General features: G+C 71.7%; 24 protein-coding genes. 15 read left to right on the top strand and 9 right to left on the bottom strand.

From position 1 onward, the window contains the following. Positions 1 to 18 precede the first annotated feature (18 nt). Positions 19 to 960, top strand: a complete 942-nt coding sequence (locus tag ACFWJ8_RS07675; protein ID WP_378810321.1) for a zinc-binding alcohol dehydrogenase family protein — start codon at positions 19 to 21, stop codon at positions 958 to 960. 22 nt (positions 961 to 982) lie between these two features. On the opposite strand, the gene ACFWJ8_RS07670 is transcribed toward ACFWJ8_RS07675, so the two are convergent. After that, on the bottom strand, positions 983 to 1,837 hold the full coding sequence (locus ACFWJ8_RS07670) for a sulfurtransferase (protein ID WP_378810320.1): 855 nt from the start codon (positions 1,835 to 1,837) through the stop codon (positions 983 to 985). Positions 1,838 to 1,951: 114 nt separating this feature from the next. Here ACFWJ8_RS07670 and ACFWJ8_RS07665 point away from each other — a divergent pair, with 114 nt between their 5' ends. Beyond that, a complete protein-coding gene (locus ACFWJ8_RS07665; RefSeq protein ID WP_378810319.1) occupies positions 1,952 to 3,358 on the top strand; it encodes an O-acetylhomoserine aminocarboxypropyltransferase/cysteine synthase family protein in 1,407 nt (468 codons plus the stop codon). On the opposite strand, the gene ACFWJ8_RS07660 is transcribed toward ACFWJ8_RS07665, so the two are convergent. Beyond that, entirely contained in the window at positions 3,331 to 4,668 is a 1,338-nt protein-coding gene (locus tag ACFWJ8_RS07660; protein WP_378810318.1) for a M20/M25/M40 family metallo-hydrolase, read from the bottom strand. The genes ACFWJ8_RS07665 and ACFWJ8_RS07660 overlap by 28 nt on opposite strands. Positions 4,669 to 4,747: 79 nt before the next feature. Between ACFWJ8_RS07660 and ACFWJ8_RS07655 the strand changes: the two genes are divergently transcribed. From ACFWJ8_RS07655 to ACFWJ8_RS07615, 9 genes are all read left to right on the top strand, one after another. Then, positions 4,748 to 5,740 (top strand): Gfo/Idh/MocA family protein, encoded by a 993-nt coding sequence (locus tag ACFWJ8_RS07655; protein WP_378810317.1) that lies wholly within the window; start codon positions 4,748 to 4,750, stop codon positions 5,738 to 5,740. 1 nt (position 5,741) lies between these two features. Continuing rightward, positions 5,742 to 6,620, top strand: a complete 879-nt coding sequence (locus ACFWJ8_RS07650) for an NYN domain-containing protein (RefSeq protein WP_378810315.1) — start codon at positions 5,742 to 5,744, stop codon at positions 6,618 to 6,620. A 62-nt stretch (positions 6,621 to 6,682) separates the two neighbouring features. Next, complete coding sequence (locus ACFWJ8_RS07645; RefSeq protein ID WP_378810314.1) at positions 6,683 to 7,918, top strand: ROK family transcriptional regulator; 1,236 nt, start codon at positions 6,683 to 6,685, stop codon at positions 7,916 to 7,918. Between the two features lie 9 nt (positions 7,919 to 7,927). After that, positions 7,928 to 9,040: a sugar ABC transporter substrate-binding protein gene (locus ACFWJ8_RS07640; RefSeq protein WP_378810313.1), complete on the top strand. Its 1,113-nt coding sequence runs from the start codon at positions 7,928 to 7,930 to the stop codon at positions 9,038 to 9,040. Positions 9,041 to 9,056: 16 nt separating this feature from the next. Continuing rightward, positions 9,057 to 10,016 carry an ATP-binding cassette domain-containing protein gene (locus ACFWJ8_RS07635; protein ID WP_378810312.1) on the top strand — a complete coding sequence of 320 codons (960 nt, stop codon included), beginning with the start codon at positions 9,057 to 9,059 and terminating at the stop codon, positions 10,014 to 10,016. Beyond that, positions 10,013 to 11,260, top strand: coding sequence for a sugar ABC transporter permease (locus ACFWJ8_RS07630; protein ID WP_378810311.1), 1,248 nt, complete (start codon positions 10,013 to 10,015; stop codon positions 11,258 to 11,260). Before ACFWJ8_RS07635 ends, ACFWJ8_RS07630 begins: the two co-directional genes overlap by 4 nt. Before the next feature lie 297 nt (positions 11,261 to 11,557). Beyond that, a complete protein-coding gene (locus ACFWJ8_RS07625; protein ID WP_378810310.1) occupies positions 11,558 to 12,637 on the top strand; it encodes a sugar ABC transporter substrate-binding protein in 1,080 nt (359 codons plus the stop codon). Between the two features lie 91 nt (positions 12,638 to 12,728). After that, positions 12,729 to 13,571: an ATP-binding cassette domain-containing protein gene (locus ACFWJ8_RS07620; protein ID WP_378810308.1), complete on the top strand. Its 843-nt coding sequence runs from the start codon at positions 12,729 to 12,731 to the stop codon at positions 13,569 to 13,571. Then, positions 13,568 to 14,839 (top strand): sugar ABC transporter permease, encoded by a 1,272-nt coding sequence (locus ACFWJ8_RS07615; RefSeq protein ID WP_378810307.1) that lies wholly within the window; start codon positions 13,568 to 13,570, stop codon positions 14,837 to 14,839. The genes ACFWJ8_RS07620 and ACFWJ8_RS07615 overlap by 4 nt, the downstream gene beginning before the upstream one ends. Positions 14,840 to 14,905: 66 nt before the next feature. Here ACFWJ8_RS07615 and ACFWJ8_RS07610 read toward each other — a convergent pair whose 3' ends face one another. The 5 genes from ACFWJ8_RS07610 to ACFWJ8_RS07590 all read right to left on the bottom strand — a co-directional run bounded on the left by ACFWJ8_RS07610 (position 14,906) and on the right by ACFWJ8_RS07590 (position 21,501). Continuing rightward, a complete protein-coding gene (locus tag ACFWJ8_RS07610) occupies positions 14,906 to 15,601 on the bottom strand; it encodes an NAD-dependent deacylase (RefSeq protein ID WP_378810306.1) in 696 nt (231 codons plus the stop codon). Positions 15,602 to 15,633: 32 nt separating this feature from the next. Then, positions 15,634 to 17,175 carry an ATP-dependent DNA ligase gene (locus tag ACFWJ8_RS07605; protein WP_378810305.1) on the bottom strand — a complete coding sequence of 514 codons (1,542 nt, stop codon included), beginning with the start codon at positions 17,173 to 17,175 and terminating at the stop codon, positions 15,634 to 15,636. A gap of 33 nt (positions 17,176 to 17,208) precedes the next feature. Next, positions 17,209 to 17,979, bottom strand: a complete 771-nt coding sequence (locus tag ACFWJ8_RS07600; RefSeq protein WP_378810304.1) for an LLM class flavin-dependent oxidoreductase — start codon at positions 17,977 to 17,979, stop codon at positions 17,209 to 17,211. After that, positions 17,976 to 18,851, bottom strand: a complete 876-nt coding sequence (locus tag ACFWJ8_RS07595) for an LLM class flavin-dependent oxidoreductase (RefSeq protein ID WP_378810302.1) — start codon at positions 18,849 to 18,851, stop codon at positions 17,976 to 17,978. Before ACFWJ8_RS07595 ends, ACFWJ8_RS07600 begins: the two co-directional genes overlap by 4 nt. Positions 18,852 to 18,933: 82 nt before the next feature. Continuing rightward, entirely contained in the window at positions 18,934 to 21,501 is a 2,568-nt protein-coding gene (locus ACFWJ8_RS07590) for an ATP-dependent Clp protease ATP-binding subunit (protein ID WP_378810300.1), read from the bottom strand. 190 nt (positions 21,502 to 21,691) lie between these two features. Between ACFWJ8_RS07590 and ACFWJ8_RS07585 the strand changes: the two genes are divergently transcribed. Further along, entirely contained in the window at positions 21,692 to 22,060 is a 369-nt protein-coding gene (locus ACFWJ8_RS07585; RefSeq protein ID WP_378810299.1) for a VOC family protein, read from the top strand. Positions 22,061 to 22,116: 56 nt separating this feature from the next. On the opposite strand, the gene ACFWJ8_RS07580 is transcribed toward ACFWJ8_RS07585, so the two are convergent. Further along, a complete protein-coding gene (locus ACFWJ8_RS07580) occupies positions 22,117 to 22,581 on the bottom strand; it encodes a DUF3817 domain-containing protein (RefSeq protein WP_378810298.1) in 465 nt (154 codons plus the stop codon). Positions 22,582 to 22,647: 66 nt separating this feature from the next. Then, on the bottom strand, positions 22,648 to 23,079 hold the full coding sequence (locus ACFWJ8_RS07575) for a MarR family winged helix-turn-helix transcriptional regulator (protein ID WP_378810297.1): 432 nt from the start codon (positions 23,077 to 23,079) through the stop codon (positions 22,648 to 22,650). 23 nt (positions 23,080 to 23,102) lie between these two features. On the opposite strand from ACFWJ8_RS07575, the gene ACFWJ8_RS07570 reads away from it, so the two are divergent. From ACFWJ8_RS07570 to ACFWJ8_RS07560, 3 genes are all read left to right on the top strand, one after another. Beyond that, complete coding sequence (locus tag ACFWJ8_RS07570) at positions 23,103 to 24,212, top strand: methyltransferase (RefSeq protein ID WP_378810296.1); 1,110 nt, start codon at positions 23,103 to 23,105, stop codon at positions 24,210 to 24,212. A 324-nt stretch (positions 24,213 to 24,536) separates the two neighbouring features. Next, positions 24,537 to 26,009 (top strand): NCS1 family nucleobase:cation symporter-1, encoded by a 1,473-nt coding sequence (locus tag ACFWJ8_RS07565; protein ID WP_378810593.1) that lies wholly within the window; start codon positions 24,537 to 24,539, stop codon positions 26,007 to 26,009. A 21-nt stretch (positions 26,010 to 26,030) separates the two neighbouring features. Beyond that, on the top strand, positions 26,031 to 26,744 hold the full coding sequence (locus ACFWJ8_RS07560; protein WP_378810294.1) for an aspartate/glutamate racemase family protein: 714 nt from the start codon (positions 26,031 to 26,033) through the stop codon (positions 26,742 to 26,744). Positions 26,745 to 26,781 lie beyond the last annotated feature (37 nt).

The raw sequence follows: 26,781 nt of genomic DNA, 5'->3' as shown, positions 1-26,781 counted from the left end.
CGGAGGGATTCACACGACATGACCAGAGCGATCGCGTACACCGAGTTCGGGGGCCCGGAGGTCCTGCACGAGATCGAGGTGCCCGACGTCGCGCCCGGTCCCGGAGAGGTCGCGATCCGCGTCGAGGCGGCGGGTGTCAACCCCATCGACGCGAAGCTGCGCGCGGGCCTTCGCGCATCGGCGGCCATCGTCGAGCCCCGACGGGTGGGTTCGGACGGCGCCGGCGTCGTCACCGCAGTGGGCGACGGGGTCGACGGCTTCCGTGTGGGCGATGCCGTCGTGTTCGGCGCGGCGCACGGCGCCTACGCCGACGAGGTCGCCGTACGTGCCGAGAACGTGCACCCGCGCCCCGCCGACGTCAGCGCGGCCGAGGGCGCCGCGCTCGGCATCCCGGTCGGCACCGCGTATCAGACGCTGCGGTCGCTCGCCGTGGCCACCGGCGACACGCTGCTCGTCCACGGTGGATCGGGGGCCGTGGGGCAGGCCGTCGTCCAGTTCGCGGTGCTGTGGGGCGCGACGGTGATCGCAACCTCCTCCCCCGCCCGGTTCGAGCGGCTGCGCCGGCTCGGTGCGACGCCGGTCGAGTACGGCGACGGCCTCGCGGACCGCGTGCGCGCCGCCGCACCGCAGGGCATCACGGTCGCGATCGACGCCGCCGGCACCGACGAAGCCCTGCACACGTCGTTGGAGCTCGTGCCCGACCACCGCCGCATCGCCACGCTCGTACGGGGAGCGGATGCCGCGGGCCTCGGCATCCGCGCGTTCTCGGGCGGCTCGCCCGAGCCCCTGACCCCGCAGCAGCAGCTCTGGCGCGCCGAGGCGGATCCGGTCGTGCTCGCCCTGCTCGCCGCGGGGGCGTTCTCGGTCGAGCTCGGCCCCGAGTTCGCGCTGGCGGACGCCGCACAGGCGCACGCGGCCCTTGCCGCGGGCGTCTCGGGCAAGATCACGCTGATCCCCTGAACGCGGCGCCCGCCGCGTTCGGTCAGACCGTGCCCGTGACCTCCGCCGGCGCAGCCCCGGTGGCGACCGGGCGCCCCGGGGAATTCGACCACTGGCTCCACGAACCCGGATACAGCGCCAGCTCCAGTCCTGCCAGTTCGGCGGCGAACGCCGCCTGCGCGGCCGTGACACCCGAGCCGCAGTAGGCCGCCGCTGCGACGCCCGGCACGATGCCCGCCCCGGCGAACAGGTCGGCCAGGGTCGCGGCATCCCGGAACCGCTCGCCGTCCATGTACTCGGACGTGGGGAGGTTCACCGCGCCCGGGATGTGACCGGCGATCGGGTCGATGGGCTCGACCTCGCCGCGGTAGCGCTCCGCCGCACGCACGTCGACGAGCACTCCTGACGACGGGTACGCCGCGGCGTCGTCGATCGACAGCACCGGCTCCGCGATCTCGTGCACGACGGCGTCACCGGGCGCAGGCTCCACCGCTCCGGGCTCCAGGGCGAGCCCGGCGTCGATCCAGCCACGCAGCCCCCCGTCGAGCAGGCGCACGTCGGCGATGCCGGATCGTGTGAGCACCCACCACGCCCGCGACGCGCCGAGGGCGCGCGCGTCGTCGTACACGACGACCGTGTCGCCCGCTCCGACGCCCCAGCGCCGCACCGCATCCTGCAGGTCGTCGAGGGCCGGGAGGGGATGCCGTCCCTCGTGCGCCGCCCCGTGACGCGAGAGCTCGGACTCGAGGTCGACGTACACGGCGCCGGGCACATGGCCCGCGGCGTGGTCGGCGCTGCCGTCGGGCTTGTCGAGCCGGTAGCGGACGTCGAGGACGCGCACGGGCGCGCCGGCGCCGAGGAGGAGGTCGAGTTCTGCGGGGGTGATGAGCTGCGCCACCCGTCCATTCTGTCCCGCGCGCGACTACTACCCGCGCGGAGGCCGCGGGCCGGGCGCCGCAACAGTACGACATACGAACGGTGCGCACGGGCGCCGCGGCCGACAATGGTTCCCATGCCTGAAGCGACCCCTCCCGCCGCCGCCCCCTCTCGTCAGACGAGGTCGGGGTCGTTCGCGACGGCGCAGGTGCAGGCCGGCTACGTGTCGGGCCTCGCCGAGAACACGGCGGTGCCCTCGATCCACCAGTCCAACGGCTTCGAGTTCGGGTCGCTGAGCGAGGCGCGGGACCTGTTCGCGCTGCGCAAGGACGGCAACATCTACAGCCGCGCCGCCAACCCGACCGTGCTCGTGTTCGAGCGCCGCGTCGCCGAGCTCGAGGGCGGGATCGGCGCCGCGGGCGTGGCCTCCGGTCAGGCGGCCGTCGCCGTCGCCCTGCTCGCCCTCGCCAAGCAGGGCGAGCACATCGTCGCAGCGCGCCAGCTCTACGGCGGCACCGTAGACCTGCTGCAGGACACGTTCGCCGACTGGGGCATCGAGGTCACGTTCGTCGACCAGGACGACGCGGCCGCATGGGAGGCCGCCGTGCGACCCACGACGCGCGCGCTGTTCGCCGAGTCGATCTCGAACCCGATCGCCCAGGTGCTCGACCTCGGCGCGGTGGCCGCCGTCGCGAAGCGCGCGGGTGTGCCGCTCGTGATCGACAACACCGTCGCCTCCCCCTACCTGCAGCGCGCGAGGAACTTCGGAGCCGACATCGTCGTGCACTCGGCGACCAAGTTCATCGGCGGGCACGGCACGTCGCTCGGCGGCGTCGTGGTCGACCTCGGCACATTCGACTTCACCGCCGACCCCGGCCGCTGGCCGCAGCTGACGCAGACCTACCCTCGCGTGCCCGACGGCAGCCTGGTCGAGCGCTTCGGCGACACCGGTTCGCCGTACATCGCCCTCGTGAAGACCAAGTACGTGCACGACCTCGGGCCGTCGCTGTCGGCGTTCAACGCCTTCCAGCTGCTGCAGGGCCTGGAGACCCTCGACCTCCGCATGGAGCGGCACACGGCGAGCGCGCTCGCGGTGGCGCGGTTCCTCGAGACGCACCCCGCCGTCGCGCGCGTGCACCACCCGGGGCTGGAGTCGAGCCCGTGGCACGCCAACGCCCGGGCCTACCTGCCCGACGGCACGAGCTCGGTGTTCGCATTCGACCTGCACGCCACCGGCGACGCCGAGGCCGACTTCCGCCTGGTCGAGGACGTCATCTCGCGCCTGCGGGTGATCCGCCTCGTCGCGAACATCGGCGACGCGCGCAGCCTGGTGGCCCACCCCGCGTCGATGACCCACAGCCACATGTCGCCCGCGCAGCTGGCCGAGGCGTACATCACGCCGACGACCGTGCGCCTGTCGATCGGCCTGGAGGACCCGCGCGACATCGTCGACGATCTGCGCCGCGCGCTCGACGGCGTGACCGCCGCCACCGCCGACGAGGTCGGCGCCGACCGTCAGCTCGCCGAGACCAGCTCGCGGTAGAACCCGATCCCGCGCAGCCACACGTCGACGCGGATGCGCTCGTTGTGCGCGTGCAGGGCGTCGCGCTCGGCGCGCGTCAGGTGGAACGGCGTGAAGCGGTACACGTGGTCGGCGATCGCGGTGAACCACCGGCTGTCGCTGGCTCCCAGCTGCAGGTAGGGCAGCGTCACGACGTCGTCCCCGAGGGATGCCGTCATCGCGGCCGCGAGGCGCCGCCACTCGTCGCCGCGCCACGGCGACACGGGCGACGGATCCGAGCCGTGCGCGAGCGTCACCTCGACCTCGGGGTCGGCGACGACGCGCCGTACGCGCTCGGTCGCCCCCGCGACGGTGTCACCGGTCAGCAGCCGGATGTTGACGGCCGCCGTGGCCGTCGTCGCGAGCACATTGTCGCCGGGCGCTCCCCGCAGCCTGGTGGCGACGGCGGTGGTGCGCACGGTCGCGTTCATCTCCGGCCCGAGCCGCGACAGCACGCTCGCCACGAGCGGGCCGGTCACCGCAAGACTGCGGAACAGCGTCCGCAGCGGCTGCGGCGCGTACGGGGCCACGGTCGACAGCATCGCCCGGACGGGCGACGCGAGCCTGGTCGGGAAGGGATGCCGGTGCAGCCGGTCGACCGCGCGGGCGAGGCGCGCCGTGGCCGGGTACGACGGCGGCGTCGACGCGTGACCGCCGCCCTCACGGGCGGTCAGCTCCAGCGTCATGACGCCGCGCTCTGCGACGCCGACCATCGCGGTGGGGACGCTCACGCCGGGGATCACACCGTCGACCACGGCGCCGCCCTCGTCGAGCACGAGCCCCGGGCGGACCCCCCGCTCACGCAGCAGCGCGACGATCGCCTGCGCACCGCCGCCCGCGGTCTCCTCGTTGTGCCCGAACGACAGGTACACGTCGCGGGCGGGGGTGAACCCCTCGGCGGCGAGCTGCTCGACGGCTTCGAGGATCGCGACGAGCGAGCCCTTGTCGTCGATCGCCCCGCGCGCGTGGATGACGGCATCCGCCCCCTCGCCGACGATGTCGGCGGCGAACGGGTCATGGTCCCATTCTTCGGGGACGACGGGCACGACGTCGATGTGCGCCATGAGCACGAGCGGATCGCCCGCGCCCGCCCCTGCCCACCGGTAGAGCAAGGAGTGCTGGGCGACCGTCTCGCGGGTGAGCGTCGCGTGCAGCGCGGGGTACAGCCGCTCCACGGCCGCCGTGAAGTCGTCGAACGCGGCCCAGTCGGTCTCGGGCTCGTCGGCGTGCGACACCGTGGGGATGCGCAGCAGCTCGCGGAAGCGCTCGACGGAGGCGGGGACGTCGGTCATCCGTCGATGATACGCACGCGGCATCGCCGCACCGCCTCGCGCTCCCGCCGGAACCCGCAGTCCCACTAGCCTCGGACTCATGACTTCACAGGCATCCCTCCGCTGGGGCATCCTCGGCCCCGGCGGCATCGCGCGCGCCTTCACCAGCGACCTGCGCACGGCCGGGCTCGACGTCGTCGCGGTCGGTTCGCGACGCCTCGAGTCGGCGCAGGCGTTCGCCGCCGACTTCGACATCCCGCACGCGCACGGCTCGTACGAGGAGCTCGTCGCCGACCCGGACGTCGACATCGTCTACGTCGCGACCCCGCACCCCATGCACGCCGCGAACGCGCTGCTCGCCCTCGAGGCCGGCAAGCACGTCCTCGTCGAGAAGCCGTTCACGCTCACCGCCGCCGAGGCCGAGGCGGTGCGTGACGCCGCCGCGGCCCGCGGTCTGCTCGCGATGGAGGCCATGTGGACGCGGTACCTCCCCCACATGATCCGCATCCGCGAGATCGTGGCCTCCGGCGTGCTCGGCGAGCTGCGGGCGGTCACCGCCGACCACACCCAGCTCATCTCGAGCGACCCCGCGCACCGGCTCAACGCCCTCGAGCTCGGCGGCGGGGCCCTCCTCGATCTCGGCGTCTATCCCGTCTCGTTCGCGTGGGACATCCTGGGCGAGCCGCTCTCGATCGTGGCCACGGCACGGCTCGGCGAGACCGGCGCCGACACCGAGGTCGCCACGATCATGGCGCACGCCTCGGGCGCCCTGTCGACCACGCTGTCCGCGTCCCGCGCGGCCGGCCCCAACACCGCGTCGGTCATCGGCACCGAGGCGCGCATCGACATCGACCGCGTCTGGTACTCGCCGACCTCGTTCCGCGTCGTGGCGCCGGACGGCCACGTCATCGAGGAGTACCGCTCCGAGATCGACGGCCGCGGCATGCAGTACCAGGCACTTGCGGCCGAGCGCATCATCGCCGCGGGCCGCACCGACTCGGACGAACTGCCCATCGACGAGAGCGTCGCGATCATGGCGACGCTCGACGAGATCCGCGCCCTCGTGGGCGTCCGCTACCCCGGAGAGGACTGACATGGCCGATCTGCAGGGGGCACGCGTCGCGGTCTACCTCGACTTCGACAACATCGTGATGTCGTGGTACGACCGCGTGCACGGCAAGAACTCCTACTCGCGCGACCGGCAGAAGATCGCCGCCGACCCGTCCGACCCCGAGATCGCCGAGCGCCTGACCGCGGCGACCATCGACGTCGGCGCGATCATCGACTACGCGACGTCGTTCGGCACGCTCGTACTCACGCGCGCGTACGCGGACTGGTCGTCGCCGGTGAACGCGGAGTACCGCTCGCAGCTCGTCGCCCGCGCGGTCGACCTCGTCCAGCTGTTCCCCGCCGCCGCGTACGCGAAGAACGGCGCCGACATCCGCCTCGCGGTCGACGCCGTCGAGGACATGTTCCGCCTCCCCGACCTGACGCACGTGGTGATCGTGGCGGGCGATTCGGACTACGTGCCGCTCGCGCAGCGCTGCAAGCGGCTCGGGCGCTTCGTCGTCGGCGTCGGCGTCGCCGGGTCGACGGCCAAGTCGCTGGCCGCGGCGTGCGACCAGTTCGACTCGTACGACGCGCTCCCCGGCGTGGCCGCGCCTCCGGCGGGGAAGAAGGATGCCGCGCCCGCGGGCTCGTCGCGCGGCGGGCGCCGCGCCAAGAAGGCCCCGGCCGACCCGATCGAGAGCCTCCTCGAGCGCGCGCTCCGCCTGGAGAGCGACAAGGAGGGCGTCGAATGGCAGCACGCGTCGGCGGTCAAGAGCCTCATCAAGCGCCTCGACCCGTCGTTCAGCGAGAAGGGCCTCGGACACAAGAGCTTCTCGGAGTTCGTGAAGGCGCATCCCGATGTGGCAGAGGTCGACGAGTCGGGCAACATCGTCCTCATCCGGCTGGCGCCGTCGCGACGCTGACCCAGGTCACGGTTCGCCGCCGATCCGGCCGCCGAAACACCCCCTCCGGTACAGTGTGACCCGTGGCACGCCGTAACGCCCCGCCGGGCTCGCAGACCTCGCTGCGCGAGGCCAATCGCGCGCGCGTCGTCGAGTCCCTCAAGCGCCACGGCCGCCTCACGCAGATCGAGCTCGCCGGGAGCACGGGGCTCTCCCCGGCGACGGTGTCGAACATCGTCAAAGAGCTCACGGCGTCGGGACTGCTGCACACGTCGTTCACGACCAGCAGCGGACGCCGCGCGACGCTCGTGTCGCTCGCGCGCCGGCTGGGCCTGGTCGCAGGAGTGCACTACAGCTCGCGGCACCTGCACATCGCCATCGCCGACACCGCGCGCACGATCGTGACGCAGTCGTCGCTGCCCCTCCCGCTCGACCACCGTCACGACTCCGAGCTCGACCGCCTCGCGCTGCTCCTCGGCGACATGATGGAGTCGCTCGGCAGCTCGCTCTCGGACCTCCTCGCCGTCGGCCTCGCGCTGCCCGCGCCCATCGATCCGCGCACCGGCATGGTCTCGACCCCGGGCCTGCTGCGCGGCTGGGAGGGTGTCGACGTGGCGGAGTCGCTCTCGGTCCGCATCGGCCGCCCCGTCTACGTCGACAGCGAGGCCAACCTCGGCGGGCTCGCAGAAGCGCGCGAGGGCAACGGCCGGGCCGCGGCATCCAGCGTCTTCATCCGCGTCGGCCACACGATCAGCGCAGGTCTCGTCGTCGACGGCGACCTGTTCCGCGGCGTCAACGGCAAGGCCGGGCAGATCGGGCACGTCACCCTCGACGAGAACGGGCCGATCTGCCGCTGCAGCAACCGCGGGTGCCTGGAGACCTACGCCGGCGGACCGGCGCTGCTGTCGCTGTTCCCGCCGAGCGAGGGCATGCACCGCCTGGGCGACCTGCTGCAGGCGGCCGAGGCCGGCGACGGCAGTGCGCGGCGCGTCATCGCCGACGCCGGGCGCCACATCGGCATCGCCGCCGCCAGCCTGTGCAACCTGTTCGATCCGGAGCTCATCGTCGTGGGCGGCGAGCTCGGCCAGGCCGGCGAGATCCTGATGGCGCCGATGCGGCACTCGCTCGAGCGCACGGCGCTCCCCTCGGCCGACGGACTCCCCGAGATCGTCGGCGCCTCCTTCGGCGAATGGGCCGAGACGCGCGGCGCCATCGCCATCGCCCTCGACCATGTGACGGTCCTCGACAGCGGGGCGGGTCTCGACGGCATGTCGGGCGACGGTCTTCCCGGTGCATCGTCCCTGCCCATCACGGCTTAGGCTCATCCGATGCCCTTCCCGCGACTGCTCCGGCCGCGACGGCGCCCGGCGCCCTCGCACCGCGGCCTGCGGCGTGCCGTCGGGGCGGCATCCACGATCCTTCTCGGCGCGGCGATGCTCGCGGCGTGCACGGCGGCGCCGGCGCCGAAGGGCACGCCCGACGACTCGACCATCGCACTGCTGCTGCCCGATGCGAAGACCGCCCGCTACGAGACCTTCGACCGGCCCCTGTTCGAGGAGCGCGTCGACGAGCTCGGCGACTACAAGGTGCTCTACGCCAACGCCGACCAGGACGCGGCGAAGCAGCAGCAGCAGGCGGAGTCGGCGCTCACGGCGGGCGCCGGCGTGCTGGTGCTCGACCCGGTCGACGCCAACGCCGCCGTCAGCATCGTCACGTCGGCGAACGCGCGCGGCGTGCCCGTCATCTCGTACGACCGGCTCATCGCCGGCGGCGACCTCGCCTACTACGTGTCGTTCGACAACGAGAAGGTCGGCGTGCTGCAGGCCAGCGCGTTCGTCGACGGCGTGCAGGACCGCGGCGAGGGCAGCGGCATCCTCATGGTCAACGGCTCGCCCACCGACAGCAACGCCGCCCTGTTCAAGGACGGCGCGCACAGCATCATCGACAGCAGCGGACTGCACGTGCTCGCCGAGTACGACACCCCCGGCTGGAACCCCGAGAAGGCGCAGGAGTGGGTGTCGGGGCAGATCGCGCTGCACCGCGACCAGATCGCCGGCGTCTACGCGGCCAACGACGCCACCGCCGGCGGAGCGGTGGCCGCGCTGCGCGTGGCGAACGTGACCCCCTGGCCGATCGTCACGGGGCAGGACGCCGAGCTCTCGGCGATCCAGCGCCTGCTCACCGGTGACCAGTACATGACCGTGTACAAGGCCATCAAGCCGCAGGCGCGGCTGGCGGCCGAGGTCGCCGTCAAGCTGCTGCATGACGAACCCGTCACGGCACCCATGGAGATCCAGGGCACGCCGTCGACGCTGCTCGACCCCGTCGCCGTCACCGTCGACAACATCATGCAGACCGTCGTCGCCGACGGATTCTGGACCGTGGACGACATCTGCACGCCGGCCTACGCCGATGCATGCGAAGCCGCGGGCATCGAGTAGGGTCCGAAGGATGTCGATGACGCACCCGCGAACCGGACGATCGCGCGAACGCGTGCTCACGATGCGCGGCATCGGCAAGCGCTTCGGTGCCGTCAAGGCGCTCACCGACGTCGACTTCTGGGTCAACGAGGGAGAGGTCGTCGCGCTCGTCGGCGACAACGGGGCGGGCAAGTCGACGCTCGTCAAGGTGCTCGCGGGGGTGCATCCCCCCGATGCCGGCACGATCGAGTTCGACGGCGAGCCCGTCGACATCGACTCCCCCGCCGACGCGCAGGACCTCGGGATCGAGACGATCTTCCAGGACCTCGCCCTGTGCGACAACCTCGACGTGGTCGCGAACCTGTGGCTCGGCCGCGAGCTGCGCGACGGCGCCACACTCGACGAGGTCGACATGGAGCAGCGCACCTGGACGCTGCTGCGGGAGCTCTCGGCCAAGATCCCGTCCGTGCGGGTGCCCGTCGCCTCGCTGTCGGGCGGTCAGCGTCAGACCGTCGCGATCGCCCGATCCCTCATCGGCGAGCCGCGCGTCGTGATCCTCGACGAGCCGACGGCGGCATTGGGCGTCGCGCAGACCGCCGAGGTGCTCAACCTCATCGAACGGCTGCGCGAACGCGGCCACGGCGTGATCCTCATCAGCCACAACATGGCCGACGTGCTCGCCGTCGCCGACCGCGTGGTCGTACTGCGTCTCGGCCGCAACAACGGCGTGTACAACGTCGCCGACGTCACCAGCGAGACGCTCATCGCCGCCATCACCGGGGCCGTCGACCACTCGGGTGCCCGCTGGACGCCGCCCGCGACCACGCCTCCGGCCCCCGCCGCACCCGGCCGCGTGCGAGCGGCCTCCGGAGGCGACCCGGCACCGGCCCCCGCGCCCGCCGACGAAGCGCCCATCGACGAGGACACCGGCGGCACCGTGATCCGGATGCCGCGCACCGGCTCCCGCCGGCTCCCCCGCGAGGACGGACGCCGGTGAGCGCGCGCGGCGACGAGCGGCTCGCCGACCAGGCCCCGGACGAGCGGCTGCTCAGCGGCAGCGGCCTGCGCAGCCTGCTCGAGGGGTTCGTGTCGCGCATCCGGGGCGGCGACCTCGGCGCCCTGCCGGTCGTGCTCGGCATCGTCGTCATCTGGACGGTGTTCGGGGTGCTCAACCCGTTCTTCCTCTACGCCGAGAACCTCGTCAACCTCACGATGCAGTGCGCCGCGATCGGCACGATCGCGCTCGGTGTCGTGGTCGTGCTGCTGGTCGGCGAGATCGACCTGTCGGTCGGCTCGGTGTCGGGGCTCGCGGCCGCGGTGCTCGCCGTCACGTTCGTGCAGATGCAGTGGAACCTCGTGCTCGCCCTCGTCGCCGCCCTCGCGATCGGGTGCCTGGTGGGACTCCTCTACGGCTACCTGTTCACGCGCTTCGGGCTGCCGAGCTTCGTCATCACGCTCGCCGGACTGCTCGGCTTCCTCGGACTGCAGCTGTGGGTCCTCGGCGAGACGGGCTCGATCGCGATCCCGTTCGACTCGTGGATCGTGATGTTCGCGCAGCAGCTGTTCCTGCCGCCGTGGGCGGCCTACGCCCTCGCGGTCGCCGCCGTGGGCGTCTACGCGTGGTCGCGGGTGCGACATGCGCAGCGGCGCGCAGCCGCCAACCTCGTGAGCCAGAGCTATGCCGCCATCGCGGTGCGCAGCGGGGTGCTGCTGGCGTTCCTCGTGGCGGCGATCTGGTACCTCTCGCTCGACCGCGGGGTCGGCGTCATGTTCCTGTTCTTCCTCGCCCTCGTCGTCGTGATGAACTTCCTCCTGACGCGCACGCGGTGGGGCCGCTCGGTGTACGCGGTCGGCGGCTCCGTCGAGGCGGCCCGCCGGGCCGGCATCCGCGTCGACCGGATCTACCTGTCGGTGTTCGCGCTGTGCTCGACGCTCGCCGCGGCCGGCGGCATCCTGGCGGCCGCGCGCCTCGCGTCGGCGAATCAGAGCTCGGGCACCGGCGACGTCAACCTCAACGCGATCGCCGCCGCCGTCATCGGCGGGACCAGCCTGTTCGGCGGCCGCGGATCGGCCTTCTCGGCCCTCGTCGGCATCGTCGTGATCCAGTCGATCTCGTCGGGCCTGACGCTGCTCAGCCTCGACTCCTCGGTGCAGTTCATGGTCACCGGAGTCGTGCTCGTCCTCGCCGTGATCGTCGACTCACTGTCGCGCCGCACGCGAGCCGCGACGGGTCGCGCGTGAATCGTACGACCCGCCGCTGACTTCACTTGACGAACACGGTGGGCGGCGGCATCCGCTGCCCCCTTCGGTCACCTGCGCAAAAAGACCGGAATGGATGCCAAACAGCGCGCATTCTGCACGGTAAGCGCTCTCCTTCCGGAGCGCGAAGAGCCGCCGACGCCGACATTGTCGACGCGTTGCCAAAGCGTTACGTTCAAGACTTGACGATAAGAATCGTCATGATCGATGATCACTTTCAGCGATGAACACAGGGACGATCCTGGGTCACCCGCTCGCTTCAATGACGAAAGGCGCAAGATGAAGAAGTCTTCACTCCTGGCCGCAGCCGCCCTCGCGGGCGTCGCGGTCATGGCTCTCGCTGGCTGTTCGAGCAGCAGCAACGACGGCAACGGAGGCAGCACCGACGCCGGTGCCGACGCCGAGGGCCGCGCGTGTGTCATCCTCCCCGACGCGGCGTCCTCGCCCCGCTGGGAGAACTTCGACAAGAAGTACCTCGAAGAGGGCCTCAGCGATGCCGGCTTCGAGACCGACATCCAGAACGCCCAGGGTGACGTCAACAAGTACTCGACGATCGCCGACCAGCAGCTCACCAAGGGCTGCGGCGTCATGCTGCTCGTCGACTACCAGGGCGCGGCCGAGGCCGTCGCCGAGAAGGCCAAGGCCGAAGGCATCCCCGTGATCGCCTACGACCGCCCCTTCACCGGTGCCGACTACTACGTGTCGTTCGACAACGTGAAGGTCGGCGAGCTCGAGGGCCAGACCGTCCTCGACGGCCTCAAGACCGCCGGCAAGGACCCGGCGACCGCGGTCGTCGTGTACATGGGCGGCGACCCGACCGACGGCAACGCCGCGATGTTCCACGACGGCGCCGTCTCGGTCATGGAGGCCGCAGGCATCAAGCCGGCCGCCGAGCCGACCGGTGTGTGGGACCAGGCCAAGTCGCAGACCAACTTCGAGCAGGCGCTGACCTCGCTCGGCGGCAAGGTCGACGGCGTGTGGGTCGCGAACGACACGAACGCGGCCGGCGTCATCAAGGTCCTGCAGGACAACAACCTGACGGGCGTCGCGGTCTCCGGCCAGGACGCCAACGTCGCGGGCCTGCAGAACATCCTGCTCGGCTGGCAGACCGCCACGGTCTACAAGCCGGTCAAGGACGAGGCCACCGCCGCGGTCGACACCGCCGTGGCACTGCTGAAGGGCGACAAGCCCTCCGCCAGCGCCAAGCTGGACGACGGCACGCCGTACATCCAGGTCACGCCGATCCTCGTCGGCCCTGACAAGGTCAAGGACGTCGTCGCTGCCGGCGACGCTTCGTACGACGACGTCTGCACCGCCGAGGTCAAGGCGAAGTGCGACGAGTACGGGGTCACCAAGTAAGGTCCGCTCGCACGACGAGGGCGTCGCGTCCACCTGGCGCGACGCCCTCGCATGCACCGAGCACCCCTCCGAGACCCGCAAGGAAGCGAGCATGTCAGACACCATTTCCCCACCCGTCGTCGATGTCCCCGTCGGCACCGACGGGGAGCCGATCATCCAGCTGGTCGGAATCAAGAAGTCCTTCGGCCCCGTGAGCGTCCTCAAGGGCGTCGACCTCGTGGTCCGCCCGGGCAAGGTCACCGCCCTCGTCGGCGACAACGGCGCCGGCAAGTCCACGCTCATCAAGGGCCTTGCCGGGGTGCAGCCGTACGACGAGGGCGAAGTCCTCATCGACGGCGAGCACCGCGACCTGCACGCGCCCCGCGATGCGGCGCACCTCGGCATCGAGGTCGTCTACCAGGACCTCGCGCTGTGCGACAACCTCGACATCGTCCAGAACATGTTCCTCGGCCGCGAGGAGCTCTCGTTCGGCACGTTCGACGAGGGACGCATGGAGAAGGAGGCGTCCGACACGCTGCGATCGCTGTCGGTGCGCACCGTCAAGTCCGTGCGGCAGAAGGTCTCGAGCCTGTCGGGTGGTCAGCGCCAGACGGTCGCGATCGCGCGCGCCGTGCTGAAGAAGGCCCGCGTCGTCATCCTCGACGAGCCCACCGCCGCACTCGGCGTCGCGCAGACCGAGCAGGTGCTCAACCTCGTGAAGCGCCTCTCCGAGCAGGGCGTCGCCGTGGTGCTCATCAGCCACAACCTCGCAGACGTGTTCGCGGTGGCCGACGACATCGCCGTGCTCTACCTCGGCCAGATGGTCGCGCAGATCCCGACGTCCGAGACCACGCGCGACGACATCGTCGGCTACATCACCGGCACCAAGGCGCCGCAGGGCGGCGTCGGCATCATCGACACATCGACGATTCGCACCGAAGGAGGCGCGGAATGACCAGCAGCGTGACCCGGACCGAGGCCTCGCCCGATCCCGTCGCCGGCGACCTCATCGGCAGCGGCGTCGAGGGCGGCCTCGGCGACCAGCTGTCGGCGTGGTGGCAGCGCGTGCGCGGCGGCGACATGGGGGCCCTCCCCGCGGTCGGCGGCCTCGTGGTGCTCGGCATCCTGTTCTCGATCCTGAGTCCGTACTTCCTCACCGAGCGCAACTTCGCCAACCTGATGAACCAGGCGGCGACGCTCGTGGTGCTCGGCATCGCGCTCGTGTTCGTCCTCCTCCTCGGCGAGATCGACCTGTCTGCCGGTGTGACCGGCGGTGTCGGCATGGCGCTGTTCGTGGTGCTCAACTCGCAGTTCCACGTGGCTTGGCCGCTGGCCCTGCTCGTCGGGTTCGGCTTCGGCATCCTGACGGGTGCCCTCATCGGCTTCTTCGTGGCACGGGTCGGCATCCCGTCGTTCGTCGTGACGCTGGGTCTGTTCCTGGGCTTCCAGGGACTGGCGCTCGTCGTCATCGGCACGGGCGGTCAGTTCCGCCTCGAGGTGCCCGAGCTCATCGCGCTGCAGAACGGCAATCTGCCGGTGTGGGGCGGCTGGGTGATGCTGGCGATCATGCTGCTGATCTCCGGCGGCACGGCCTTCTGGGACCGAGCGCGCCGCCGGCGCGCCGGCGTTCCGAACCGGGCGCTGTCGCTGGTGTTCATCAAGCTCGCCACGATCGCCGTCGGCGGCGGCGTGGTGGTCTACTTCCTCAACCAGAACCGCGGCCAGTCGGTCGTCGAGGTGGCCGGCGTCCCGATCGTCGTCCCCATCGTGCTGACGCTGCTGTGGCTGGGCACGTTCCTGCTCGACCGCACGAAGTTCGGCCGCTACCTGTACGCGATCGGCGGCAACGCCGAGGCGGCTCGCCGGTCGGGCGTCAAGGTCCGCTGGATCAAGTGGTGGGCGTTCGTGATCTGTTCCGCGCTCGCGGTGTTCTCGGGTCTGCTGAGCGTCGCGCGCGTCGGCGCGGTGGACGCCACCGTCGGCCGTGACATCGTGCTGTCGGGCGTCGCGGCGGCCGTGGTCGGTGGTGTCAGCCTCTTCGGCGGCCGCGGCCGGCTGGTCCACGCCGCGATCGGTGCACTCGTGATCGCGACGATCACGAACGGCCTCGGCCTGCTGAACCTGCCCGCCGGCATCAACCTGCTGGTCACCGGCGGCGTGCTGATCCTCGCGGCGACCGTCGACGCCCTGTCGCGTCTGCGCTCAGGCGGCGGCAGGGTATAGCTGAGCAGATCGCGAAGAGCGCCGGGTGGATGCCTCCACCCGGCGCTCTTCCGTCTGTCCGGGCTGTCACCCGCGTCGTGCGAGCAGCTCGTCGACCCACGCCGGCACGAGGTCGCCGGCACGACCGGCGCGCGCGTCGTCGAACGGCACGGCGGGGTCGCTCGGCTCGAGGTTGAGCTCCACCGTGCGCGCTCCGAACGCGGCGGCGAGCGCCACGTAGCCGGCGGCCGGGTAGACCTCGCCCGACGTGCCGATCGACACGAACACGTCGCACGCGACGACCGCCTCTTCGATGCGGTCGAGTCCGTACGGCATCTCTCCGAACCACACGACGTCGGGCCGCAGCATCCGCTCCCCGCACTCGGGGCACGCGGGGCGGTCGATCAGGTCGCCGTCCCACGTCGGCCGAGCGCCGCACGCGAGGCAGCGGGCGCGGCGCAGCTCGCCGTGCATGTGGACGAGGTTCCGGCTGCCGGCCCGCTCGTGCAGGTCGTCGACGTTCTGCGTCACGACGAGCAGGTGATCGCCGATCGCGCCTTCGAGCCGGGCGAGCGCGCGGTGCGCTGCGTTGGGGGCGACGGATGCCACCGCCCGGCGCCGTGCGTCGTAGAAGGCGAGCACGGTGTCGGGGTCGCGCTCGAACCCCTCGGGCGTCGCGACGTCCTCGATGCGGTGCCCCTCCCACAGCCCGTCCGCTCCCCGGAAGGTGGGCACTCCGCTCTCAGCCGAGATGCCGGCGCCGGTGAGCACGACGATGCGCATGCGCCCAGTCTGGCGCACGGCGGACGCCGGGCTCAGCCCCGCAGCAGCGTGCGCAGGGTCTGGATCGTGTCGGCCTCTTCGGGACGCTTGTCGGGCCGGTACCCCTTCACCCGTGCGAAGCGCAGTGCCACACCGCCCGGATACCGCGACGACCGCTGTACACCGTCGATCGCGATCTCGACGACGGTCACCGGCTGCACGTGCAGGGCGTACGCCGAGCGATGCGTCTCGATCGTCGGGAAGTGCTCGGTCTGCCAGCGCAGGGTCGCATCGGTGAGCCCCTTGAACGTCTTGCCGACCATGACGAAGCCACCGGGTGCGCCGAACTCCCCCGTCGGGTCGAGCGCACCGAGATGCAGGTTCGAGAGCAGGCCGGTGCGCCGCCCCGATCCCGGCTCCACCGCGAGCACGACGAGGTCGTAGGTCAGGACGGGCTTGACCTTGAGCCAGCTCTTGCCGCGGCGCCCGGCCGCGTACGGCGCGTCGAGCGCCTTGACCATGACGCCTTCGTGTCCGGCGGCGAGCGCCTCGCGTGAGAAGTCCGCCGCCCGTGCCGGGTCGTCGGTGACGATCCCCGGCATACGGGCGTCCCCGGCGACGCGCGCGAGGGCGTCGAGCCGGGCCGACAGCGGCTCGTCGAGCAGGTCGCGGCCGTCGAGGTGCAGGATGTCGAAGAACCACGGACGCAGCACCGCGGCGGCCTCGGTCTCGGAGCCGAAGCGCGCCATGGTGTCCTGGAAGGGCCGGGGGCCGCCGTCCTCGTCGAGGGTGAGCGTCTCGCCGTCGAGGATCAGCTGCTCCGCCGGCAGGGCGCGCACGGCGTCGACGATCTCGGGCACGCGGTGGGTGATCTCGGCGAGGCTGCGGGTGTAGACGTGCACCTCGTCGCCGTCACGATGCACCTGGATGCGGGCCCCGTCGAGCTTGTACTCGATGGATGCCGCCACCCGCCGCCCGTCCGTCACCAGTCCTTCGAGGGCCTCGGCCGTGCTCGCAGCGGTCGAGGCGAGCATCGGCATGACGGGACGCCCGACCCGGAGTCCGACCGCGTCGAGCTGTTCGGCGGTGCCGGTCAGCGCCAGCAGCGCGGTCTCGCCGAGATCGCCCGAGAGCATGGCGGCGCGTCGGACGGCGGTCGGTGCGCGGTCGGCGGCCTTCGCGACCGCGTCGAGCAGGACGCCCTCGAGCGCCCCGGTGCGCAGCTCGCCCAGCATGATGCGGACGAGGAGGTCCCACTCCCCCGGCGTGGCGCGGCGCGCGAGCGCCTCGAGCTCCGCGGAGCGCACGGCGACGGATCCGGGTCCGTCGGCGCGCGCGAGGGTGTCGAGGGCGGCATCCACCTCCGACAGGGTGAGGGACGGCTCCTCCGCGTGCGGCGCTTCGAGACTGGTGACGCTCCGCCAGCCGACCCCGAGGCGCCCCTGCCGAGGGGCGGCGAGCAGGAACCCGATCGCCGGCACGACCTCAGCCGGGTCGAGCCGACGCAGCACGTCCGCGAGCGCGGCGACCTTGGCCAGACGCGACGAGGTCGCGGCGACGGCATCCGTCACCGCCACGAGCTCCTGCAGCAGCATGGGGGGATTCTCGCACCGGCCGCCGACAACGCCCTAGTGCGCGGCCGCCGCGGCCTCGACGAACGCCAGGTAGTCCGCCGCGTCGTCGCCGGGGACGATCGCCCGCAGCACGACCTCGTCGACGGCGGCGCGGTACTCCGCGAGGCCCGCGGCGAAGCCGTCCGGGCGCAGCACCGTGTCGCGGGCGGCGATGCCCAGGCGCGCGAAGTTCGCGGCGTACGAGGGATAGCCCGCGTAGCGCTCGGCCTCGACGTCGAGCCGGCCGACGGCCGCGACGTCGGCTGCCGCGCGCACGTACAGGGCGACGTGGGCGGCTGCGGCCGTCTCGTGCGCCTCACGAGCCTGGGCGCGGGCCGCGTCGGGCGTCAGCCAGCTGAGCAGCACGCCGTCCGAGACGGTCGCTCCGAGCCGGCGCATCTTCGGTCCGAGCGCTCCGACCACCACGCGGGCCTCGGATCCCGCGCGCAGGGCGCTCGCGGCATCCGCCACGCGTACGAGCGCACCGACGGCGCCGCCCGAGCCCGAGCCGATGCCCAGGACGAGGCGTTCCTCGGGCAGTCCGAGCGCGGCGACGCGCGCCGAGATCTCGGCGGCGGAACGCCGATCGGCCGGCAGCACGCCGGTCGCGAGGACCAGTCGTTCGGTCACGGCGGCCGCGGCGGCCAGCACCTCCAGCGCGTCGGCTCCCGGAGTGTCGTTGACCCAGAGCGCGTGGAATCCCGCCCGCTCCACCGTCGGCGCGATGCGCGCGGCGACGTCGGCGCCGGCGGCCGCGGCGATCCCGATCGAGACCGACGCGGTCATGCGCCCGCCGCCACGAGGCGAGCGACCTCGCCGGCCCCGTCGTAGAACTCGCCGAGGTCGACGCGCGACGACGGCTGCAGGATCACCTCGTCGACGCCGGCGGCGAAGAACGCGCGGGCGCCCTCCGCCACCTGCGCGGGTGTGCCCCACAGCGCCCGCGCGCCCGGGTCGGCGTGGTCGTCGCCGACGTCGGCCAGCGCTCGCGCCTCCGCGTCGGCGCCGAACGCCGCGACCACGAACGCCACGGTGTCGTGCGATCCGGTGCGGTCGGCGGCCTCGCGTCCCGCACGGATCGAGGCGATGCGCTCGGCCAGCTCCTCGACGGTGTGGCGAGAGTCGAGCACCGAGCCGTCGGCGACCTCGCCGCTCAGGCGCACGGTCTTGGGTCCCTCCGCGGCCGCGTAGATCCGCGGCGCGACGGCGGGCGGGTAGTCCAGCGCGACGTCGTCGAGCGTGACATAGCGGCCGTCGACGGTCACCCGCTCACCCGCGAGCAGTGCCCGCAGCGCGGGCACGTACTCCCGCATGAGGGTCAGCGGCGACGCGACGCGCGCGCCCACCTGCCCCATCCACGGCAGCACGCCGTGCCCGACACCCGGCAGCAGACGCCCCGGGAACAGCCGCTCCAGGGTCGCGATCTCCATCGCGGTCGCCGCGACGTTGCGCAGCGGCATGGGCGCGATGCCGATCCCGACCTTGAGGTTCTCGGTCCACGCGAGCGCCGCGCCGGCGGTGGCGAAGGACGACTGTTTGAAGCAGTCCTCCCACACCCACAGCTCCGGCACACCCGCCCGCTCCGCCGCGATCACGGCGTCGTGGAACTCGTCGGGAGTGTGGGTGTACGGGTTGAAGATCGCACCGATGCGGGTCATGCCCCCACTCTGGCAGGAGCGACCGACACCCGCGACGCGGACGTCGCGGGTGTCGGTCGGGTTGGCATCGGTCCGGCCGGGATCAGGCCGCGGCGGCGTAGGGCGCGGCCGCGAGCACCGTCAGGGCGCCGGCTGAGGCATCCACCGTCACGCTCCCGCCGTCGACGAGGGCACCGGTCACGAACAGGTCCGCGATGCGGTCGTCGACCTCGCGCTGGATCAGCCGGCGCAGCGGCCGGGCGCCGTACTCGGGCTCGTAGCCGTGTTCGGCGAGCCAGGCGATGGCGCCGTCGGTGACGACCAGGCCGACGTCGCGCTTGGCGAGGCGGGCGTCGGATGCGCCGAGCAGCAGTCGCACGATGCTCTGCAGCTGCGGCTTCTCGAGCTTGCGGAACAGGACGATCTCGTCGATGCGGTTGAGGAACTCGGGCCGCATCGCCTCGCGCAGCTTCGCGAACACGCGGTCGCGCAGGTCCTTCTCGGAGCCGAACCCGGTCGAGCCGCCGCCGTCGGCGAGGAACCCGATCGCTCCGCCGCGCGACGCGAGGAACTCCGAGCCCAGGTTGGACGTCATGACGACCACCGTGTTGCGGAAGTCGACCGTGCGACCCTGGCCGTCGGTGAGACGACCGTCGTCGAGCACCTGCAGCAGCAGGTTGAACACGTCGGGGTGCGCCTTCTCGATCTCGTCGAACAGCACGATCGAGTAGGGGTTGCGCCGCACGCGCTCGGTGAGCTGCCCGGCCTCGTCGTAGCCGACGTATCCGGGGGGGGCGCCGACCAGGCGCGACACGGTGTGCCGCTCGCCGAATTCGCTCATGTCGAAGCGGATGACCGCGCCCTCGTCGTCGAACAGCGACGCGGCGAGGGCCTTGGCCAGCTCGGTCTTGCCGACACCGGTGGGTCCGAGGAACAGGAACGATCCGACCGGCCGGCGGGCGTCGCCCATGCCGGTGCGGTTGCGGCGCACGGCCTTGGCGACCGCCGTGACCGCGTCGTCCTGTCCGATGACGCGATCGTGCAGCTCGTCCTCGAGCGAGGCGAGACGCTCGCGCTCGGTCTCGGTGAGACGGTTCACCGGGATGCCGGTCGCCCTGCTGATCACGGCAGCGATCTCCGGCTCGTCGACGATCGCCGCGGTCGTGGCCCCTGAGCCCGTCGAAGGGCCGGCCGCGGTCGCCCGCGCCAGGCGCTCCTGCACGTCGGCGATCTGGTCGCGGATCTGCGAGGCCTCCTCGTAGTGCTCGGCCGAGACGGCGGCGTTCTTGTCGGCCTCGAGGGTCGCGAGGCGCTCGACGAGTCCGCTGACGTCGACCTTGGCGCCCAGGCTCAGCCGCAGGCGCGCGCCGGCCTGGTCGATGAGGTCGATCGCCTTGTCGGGCAGCACGCGCTCGGTGAGGTAGCGGTCGCTCAGCTCGACGGCGGCGCGCAGCGCCTCGTCGGTGTAGACGATGCCGTGGTGCTCCTCGTACGCGGGCTTGAGCCCCCGGAGGATCAGGACGGCGTCCTCGATCGAGGGCTCGCCGACGCGCACGGGCTGGAAGCGGCGCTCGAGCGCCGGGTCCTTCTCGATGACGCGATACTCCTTGAGCGTGGTCGCGCCGACCAGGTGCAGCTCGCCGCGCGCGAGGCGGGGCTTGAGGATGTTGCCGGCGTCCATGCCGCCGTCACCGGCACCGCCGGCGCCCACCACGGTGTGCACCTCGTCGATGAAGACGATGAGCTCGCCGCGGCGGGCGGAGATCTCGTCCATCGTCTTGGTCAGGCGCTCCTCGAAGTCGCCGCGGTAGCGGGTGCCGGCCAGCATCGCCGGCAGGTCGAGCGCGACGACGCGCTTGCCGAGCAGCTGCTCGGGCACGGCGCCGTCCACGATCGCCTGGGCGAGCCCCTCGACGATCGCGGTCTTGCCGACACCGGCCTCGCCCACGAGCACCGGGTTGTTCTTGGTGCGGCGGCTGAGGATCTCGATCGTCTGCTCGATCTCGTCGGCGCGGCCGATGACCGGGTCGAGCTCGCCCGCGACGGCGCGCGCCGTCAGGTCGGTGCCGTACGTGTCGAGCATCGGGGAGGTGGATGCCGCGGCATCCTGCTCCGCGTCCGCCGACGGGACTGCCGACGGGGCGACCGTCTCGCGCGCGCCCTGCGTGAGGGCCTCGGCCGTCACGCCGGCGCGCGCCAGCACCTGGCCGGCGGGGGTGTCCTGTGCGAGCACGAGCGCGAAGAACAGGTGCTCGGGGTCGACGTAGGTCGAGCCGGACGAGCGTGCGACCTGGAAGGCGTGGAACAGCGCCCGCTGCACGGACGGTGTGATCACGGCGCCGTCGATGTCGGCGGGACGGGATGCCGCCGGCAGGCGCTCCTCGGTGGCACGGACGATCGCGTCCGAATCGGCGCCGATGCCGCGGATCGCCTCACGGGCGGGCGCCTCGGCGGCGAGGATGCGCAGCACGTGCAGGGCGTCCAGCTCGCGCTGACCATGGTCGAGCGCGTACTTGCCGGCACGCTGGAGCAGCTCCTGGGTGCGCGCGCCGAGGAAGCGGCTGAGGTCGATCGAACGCTCCGCGCGGGCGCGCTCGCCGGCGAGGTAGCGCGCGAGGAAGTCGTCGAACGCGCTGCCGTCGCCGGCCTGGGAGCTGAAGTCTTCGGGCATTCCATCTCTCCTGAAACTTGAGTGGACGGGCATCAAGTTTTGAACTTGACACAAGCAATGTCAAGTTCAACGGGAGGGATCCGCAGGTATTCCCCAGCGAGCGGAACAGTTCGACACCCGCGCGGATGTCGGGCCCCGGGCGTAGCGTCGGGCACGGAGGGGACCCACGTCAGCGAAGAGAGGGAGAACCATGGATTGGAAGATCGAGCTCATCTTCGTGCCGGTCACCGACGTCGACCGCGCGAAGGAGTTCTACGAACGGATCGGGTGGAACGTCGACCACGACCAGACGCCGTTCGACGGCCTGCGGTTCGTACAGGTGACGCCGCCTGGCTCGGCGTGCTCGATAGCCTTCGGCACGGGCCTCGGCGACACGCTGGAACCCGGGCAGCAGAAGACCGTCCAGCTCGTCGTGACCGACGCCGACGAGGCCCTGGCGCACCTGCGCGGCGTCGACGTCGACGCGCGTGGCGTCGACGAGCAGGCGTGGGGACGCTTCGTGCAGTTCGACGACCCCGACGGCAACACCTGGACGCTGCAGCAGCTGCCGCCTCGGTGAACGGCGGCGGCCGGCATCCGATCCGCGAGATCGGAGGCCGGCCGCCAGGTCGTCCGTCAGTCGCGGCCGCCGGGCGGGCCGATGATGAGCAGCGCCGCGAACAGCGCGACGACGGCGAGGGCGATGAGCGCGCCGAGCACCCACGGGCGGCGCAAGAACCAGCGCATGAGCCGGTCGTACCAGCGGCCGTCACGCGGGTCATCCGTCTGCTCCAGACGCCAGGCGCCGGCGAGCCTGCCGGTGCGCTGCAGCCAGATCTCGGCCGGGATGGTCGCGTACGGGATCACGGCGCTGACGAGGGCGGCCACAGTGGGCCCGACGCGCCAGCGGTTGTTCAGCGCGACGAGGATCGCGGTCGCGCCGTACGACAAGAAGATGAAGCCGTGGATGCCGCCGCCGATCGTGACGCCGAGGGCCCATCCGGTGGTGGCGCGGAGGACGAGACCGGTGATCAGCAGCGTCCACGAGATGACCTCGGCGATCGCCAGCGCGCGGAACAGGGTGTGGGGGGTTCGGAACACACCTTCAGACTAACTGAAAGAGTTTCAGGCTTTCTGAAGGTTTGCCGAACGAGGAGGCGTCCGGCCTCACCCGTGATCGAGACCGAACGGCTCCTCATGCAGGCCCTTGAGTGCCGCGGCGAGCTCCGGCGCCCCCGACGCGAGTCCGGCGTCGAGCGCGGCCAGCCGCTGCTCCGCAGCCCGCAGCACGTCTCCCCCGCGGTCGGTGACCCGCAGATCGGACGCCGCGCCGGCGTGCGCCGTCGCGTCGGCGACGAGTCCATCGGCCACGAGGGACTGCACGGCGGTGTGCGCCGACTGCACGGTGACCTGCGATCGCCGCGCGAGCTCGCTGAACGAGATGCCCGGCGTGGAGCGGATGTGCGCCAGCAGACCGTACTTGCGCGTGGTCAGCCCGAGGTCCTTCAACTGTGCGCCGAGGTGCGCGTCCCACACGCTCGCCACGGTGAGAAGCGAGATGACAGGACTGAAAGGACGCTCGGACGGCACGCGCTTCATGCTAGCCCCGCTACCGTGGGACGGTGACGTTCCCGCTCGACAGCCTGCGCCGCTGGCCCGATGTCGAGGCGCCGGATCTCGTCGCGGTGGACGCCGCCGACCGGCTGATCCTCGACGAGTCGGCCGCCGCGCGCGCCGAGGTGCCCGAGGGGCGACTGGTCGTGATCGGCGACGCCTACGGTGCGCTCACGCTGGGCGCAGCGGCTGCCGGAGCGCACGGCATCCGGGTTCACCAGGACCCGCTCACCGGTGAGCGAGCGCTCCACGCCAACGCCGAGCGGCTCGGATCCGCCGACGCGTTCACCTCGATGCCGTTGGATGCGGAGCTCGTCGAGGGCGCCGACGTCGTGCTGCTGCGACTGCCCCGCGCCCTCGACGCACTGCGCGACATCGCAGGGCTGATCGCCGCCCACGCGTCGCGCGACGTCGCGGTCTTCGCCGGCGGGCGGCTCAAGCACATGACGCTCGCGATGAACGAGGTGCTCGGCGCAGACTTCGCCCGACTGGACGTCACGCACGCGCGCCAGAAGTCCCGCGTGCTCGTCGCGCGCGAGCCCGGGGCGGGGCGGGACCCCGTTCCGGCCCGCGAGACACACGCCGGCCTCGTGGTCTGCGCGTACGGCGGCGCGTTCGCAGGCGCCGCGATCGACATCGGCACGAGGCTCCTGCTCGAGCACCTGCCCGAGACGATCGCGACCGACGGCGCCGTCATCGACCTCGCGTGCGGCACGGGGGTGGTGGCGACGACCCTGGCTCTGCGGCATCCTGCCCTCCACGTCGTGGCCTGCGACCAGTCGGCGGCGGCGGTCGCCTCGGCGCGCGCGACAGCGGAGGCGAACGGCGTCCGCGACCGCGTCGAGGTCGTGCGCGACGACATGCTGGGCGCCCAGCCCGACCGATGCGCAGCGTTCATCGCCCTGAACCCGCCGTTCCACTCGGGCGCCGCCGTGCACGAAGGGATCGCTCCGCGCATGTTCGCGGAGGCGGCCCGCGTCCTGCGCCCGGGCGGCGAGCTGTGGACCGTCTGGAACTCCGGCCTGCGCTACCGGCCCGCGCTGGAGCGGCTGGTCGGCCCGACGAGGCAGATCGCCCGCAACGCGAAGTTCACCGTCGCCGCCTCGACGCGCCGCTGACCCGCGCGCAGGCACAGGTCCCGGGTGACCGGGGGGCCGACGCGAGATGCCGGCACCCCCGGTAGCCACAAGCTCGGGACTCGCGGCAGGGGCTGCCGGACCGGGGCTCCGGCGTCCTCCCCCTGACTGAGAGACGTCGCACGGGCGCGCTTATTACGCGACTCCTGCGTTTCCACGATGTGGATATTGATTCTTTCCTTGTGGAATTTCTGTCTTCGTTCCTACACTGGTCGGACGCCGCGACATCGATGTCGCGCGGAATCGATGGAGAACCACGTGTCGGATCAGATCACGAAAGAGCACGCCGCTCACACCGCCATCTCGATGACCGGGACCGTCCACGAGATCCCGGAGTCGACGAGCCCCCGGCTCTACAACCGTGACCTCGCCCCCAGCAAGCGCGCCGGGCGCAGCTGGACCGCGTACAGCATCTTCACGCTCTGGGCCAACGATGTGCACAGCCTCGGCAACTACGCCTTCGCGATCGGCCTCTTCGCGCTCGGCCTCGGCGGATGGCAGCTGCTGGCGGCCCTCGCCATCGGCGCGCTGTTCCTCTTCCTCCTCCTGACACTGTCGGGCTTCATGGGTGAGAAGACCGGCGTGCCCTTCCCCGTGATGAGCCGCATATCCTTCGGCATCTACGGCGCCCAGATCCCCGCCCTCATCCGCGGCGGGGTCGCGATCGCCTGGTTCGGCGTGCAGACGTTCCTCGCGTCGCTCGTGCTCCGCGTGGCGCTGATCGCCGTGTTCCCAGGGCTGCAGCCACTCGACGAGAACAGCATCCTGGGTCTGTCGACCCTCGGCTGGATCACGTTCGTCGCGCTGTGGATCGTTCAGGTCATCATCGTCAGCTACGGCATGGAGATGATCCGCAAGTACGAGGCGTTCGCCGGGCCGATCATCCTCGTCACCTTCCTGGCGCTCGCGATCTGGATGCTCGCCGAGGCCGGCTTCACGATCTCGTGGGAGACGGAGGGCGCCTTCACCGGCGCCGAGATGTGGGGCCACATCTTCGGCGGCGCGGCCCTGTGGATCGCCATCTACGGCACGTTCGTACTGAACTTCTGCGACTTCACGCGCGGCGCCACCTCGAAGCGGGCGATCGTCCGCGGCAACTTCTGGGGCATCCCCGCGAACATGCTGCTGTTCGGCGCGATCGTGGTCACCCTCGCCGGGGCGCAGTACGCGATCGACGGCCGCATCATCGAGTCGCCCGCCGACATCGTCGCGGCGATCCCGAACACAGCGCTCCTCGTGCTGGCGTCACTGGCGCTCATCGTGCTCACCATCGCCGTGAACCTCATGGCGAACTTCGTCGCCCCGACCTACGCACTGACCAACCTGTTCCCGAGGCACCTGAACTTCCGACGAGCGGCCCTCATCTCGGCCGTGATCGGTCTCGTGATCCTGCCGTGGAACCTGTACAACTCGCCGGTCGTGATCGTGTACTTCCTCGGCGGTCTGGGCGCGCTGCTCGGCCCCCTGTTCGGCATCATCATGGTCGACTACTGGATCATCCGGAAGCAGAAGGTCAACGTGCCCGACCTGTACCGCGAGAACGCGACGGGCGACTACTTCTACCGCCGCGGATTCAACCCCCGTGCGGTGTGGGCCCTCGTGATCTCGGGCGGACTCGCGCTGCTGGTCGCGTTCCTGCCGGCCCTGTCGGCCCTCGCGGACTTCGCGTGGTTCTTCGGGGCGGGATTCGGTGCGATCGCCTACTTCCTGCTGGCGGACCGCCACCGTCCCTTCGTCGACGCCGACGGCGAGGACATCGCTGTCGCCGTCAAGCACTGACCCCGACCGGAGAGCGAGCGCATGCGCATCCTGACCGTCAACGTGAACACCACGCCGTCCATGACGGACGGCATCGCCGAGGCCGCCCGCCGGGCCGCCTCACCCGGCACCGAGATCATCGGTCTGACGCCGCGGTTCGGCGCCGAGTCGTGCGAGGGCAACGTGGAGAGCTACCTCGCCGCCGTCGCCGTGATGGATGCCGTGCGCTCGTACGCCGAGCCGTTCGACGCCGTCATCCAGGCCGGCTACGGCGAGCACGGCCGCGAGGGCCTGCAGGAGCTCCTCGACGTGCCCGTCGTCGACATCACCGAGGCTGCCGCGTCGACGGCGATGTTCCTCGGCAGGTCGTACTCGGTCGTCACGACGCTCGACCGCGCCGTGCCCCTCATCGAGGACCGCCTGATCCTCGGCGGGCTGTTCGACCGCTGCGCGTCCGTGCGCTCGTCGGGCCTCGGGGTGCTCGAGCTCGAGTCGGACCCCGAACGGGCCGTCGCCGCGATCGTCGAGGAGTCCCGCCGCGCGGTCACCGAGGACCGCGCCGAGGTCATCGTGCTGGGCTGCGGCGGGATGGCCGAGCTCGAACCGCGCGTGCGCGAGCAGTGCGGCGTGCCGGTCGTCGACGGTGTTCAGGCCGCCGTCAAGATCGCGGAGTCGCTCGTGTCGCTCGGACTGCAGACCTCGAAGGTCCGCACGTACGCCCCGCCGCGCCCCAAGCGGGTCACCTGGCATCCCTGAGCCGCATCGCCGGACAAGAACAGAGATGGTGGATGCC

It is taken from the genome of Microbacterium sp. NPDC058389, assembly GCF_042722305.1.
Taxonomy (GTDB): Bacteria; Actinomycetota; Actinomycetes; order Actinomycetales; family Microbacteriaceae; genus Microbacterium.
Note: the sequence above shows the minus strand (reverse complement) of the source record. Positions and strands in the feature narration are given on the sequence as shown.

Bases quoted from the DNA above. Each gene is read 5' to 3' on its own strand.
- ACFWJ8_RS07575 (WP_378810297.1), bottom strand. From the start codon at position 23,079: ATGAAGCGCGTGCCGTCCGAGCGTCCTTTCAGTCCTGTCATCTCGCTT.
- ACFWJ8_RS07665 (WP_378810319.1), top strand. From the start codon at position 1,952: ATGCCTGAAGCGACCCCTCCCGCCGCCGCCCCCTCTCGTCAGACGAGG.
- ACFWJ8_RS07605 (WP_378810305.1), bottom strand. From the start codon at position 17,175: ATGCTGCTGCAGGAGCTCGTGGCGGTGACGGATGCCGTCGCCGCGACC.
- ACFWJ8_RS07590 (WP_378810300.1), bottom strand. From the start codon at position 21,501: ATGCCCGAAGACTTCAGCTCCCAGGCCGGCGACGGCAGCGCGTTCGAC.
- ACFWJ8_RS07585 (WP_378810299.1), top strand. From the start codon at position 21,692: ATGGATTGGAAGATCGAGCTCATCTTCGTGCCGGTCACCGACGTCGAC.
- ACFWJ8_RS07660 (WP_378810318.1), bottom strand. From the start codon at position 4,668: ATGACCGACGTCCCCGCCTCCGTCGAGCGCTTCCGCGAGCTGCTGCGC.
- ACFWJ8_RS07625 (WP_378810310.1), top strand. From the start codon at position 11,558: ATGAAGAAGTCTTCACTCCTGGCCGCAGCCGCCCTCGCGGGCGTCGCG.
- ACFWJ8_RS07595 (WP_378810302.1), bottom strand. From the start codon at position 18,851: ATGACCCGCATCGGTGCGATCTTCAACCCGTACACCCACACTCCCGAC.
- ACFWJ8_RS07560 (WP_378810294.1), top strand. From the start codon at position 26,031: ATGCGCATCCTGACCGTCAACGTGAACACCACGCCGTCCATGACGGAC.
- ACFWJ8_RS07600 (WP_378810304.1), bottom strand. From the start codon at position 17,979: ATGACCGCGTCGGTCTCGATCGGGATCGCCGCGGCCGCCGGCGCCGAC.
- ACFWJ8_RS07615 (WP_378810307.1), top strand. From the start codon at position 13,568: ATGACCAGCAGCGTGACCCGGACCGAGGCCTCGCCCGATCCCGTCGCC.
- ACFWJ8_RS07675 (WP_378810321.1), top strand. From the start codon at position 19: ATGACCAGAGCGATCGCGTACACCGAGTTCGGGGGCCCGGAGGTCCTG.
- ACFWJ8_RS07635 (WP_378810312.1), top strand. From the start codon at position 9,057: ATGACGCACCCGCGAACCGGACGATCGCGCGAACGCGTGCTCACGATG.
- ACFWJ8_RS07610 (WP_378810306.1), bottom strand. From the start codon at position 15,601: ATGCGCATCGTCGTGCTCACCGGCGCCGGCATCTCGGCTGAGAGCGGA.
- ACFWJ8_RS07655 (WP_378810317.1), top strand. From the start codon at position 4,748: ATGACTTCACAGGCATCCCTCCGCTGGGGCATCCTCGGCCCCGGCGGC.
- ACFWJ8_RS07620 (WP_378810308.1), top strand. From the start codon at position 12,729: ATGTCAGACACCATTTCCCCACCCGTCGTCGATGTCCCCGTCGGCACC.
- ACFWJ8_RS07640 (WP_378810313.1), top strand. From the start codon at position 7,928: ATGCCCTTCCCGCGACTGCTCCGGCCGCGACGGCGCCCGGCGCCCTCG.
- ACFWJ8_RS07565 (WP_378810593.1), top strand. From the start codon at position 24,537: ATGACCGGGACCGTCCACGAGATCCCGGAGTCGACGAGCCCCCGGCTC.
- ACFWJ8_RS07650 (WP_378810315.1), top strand. From the start codon at position 5,742: ATGGCCGATCTGCAGGGGGCACGCGTCGCGGTCTACCTCGACTTCGAC.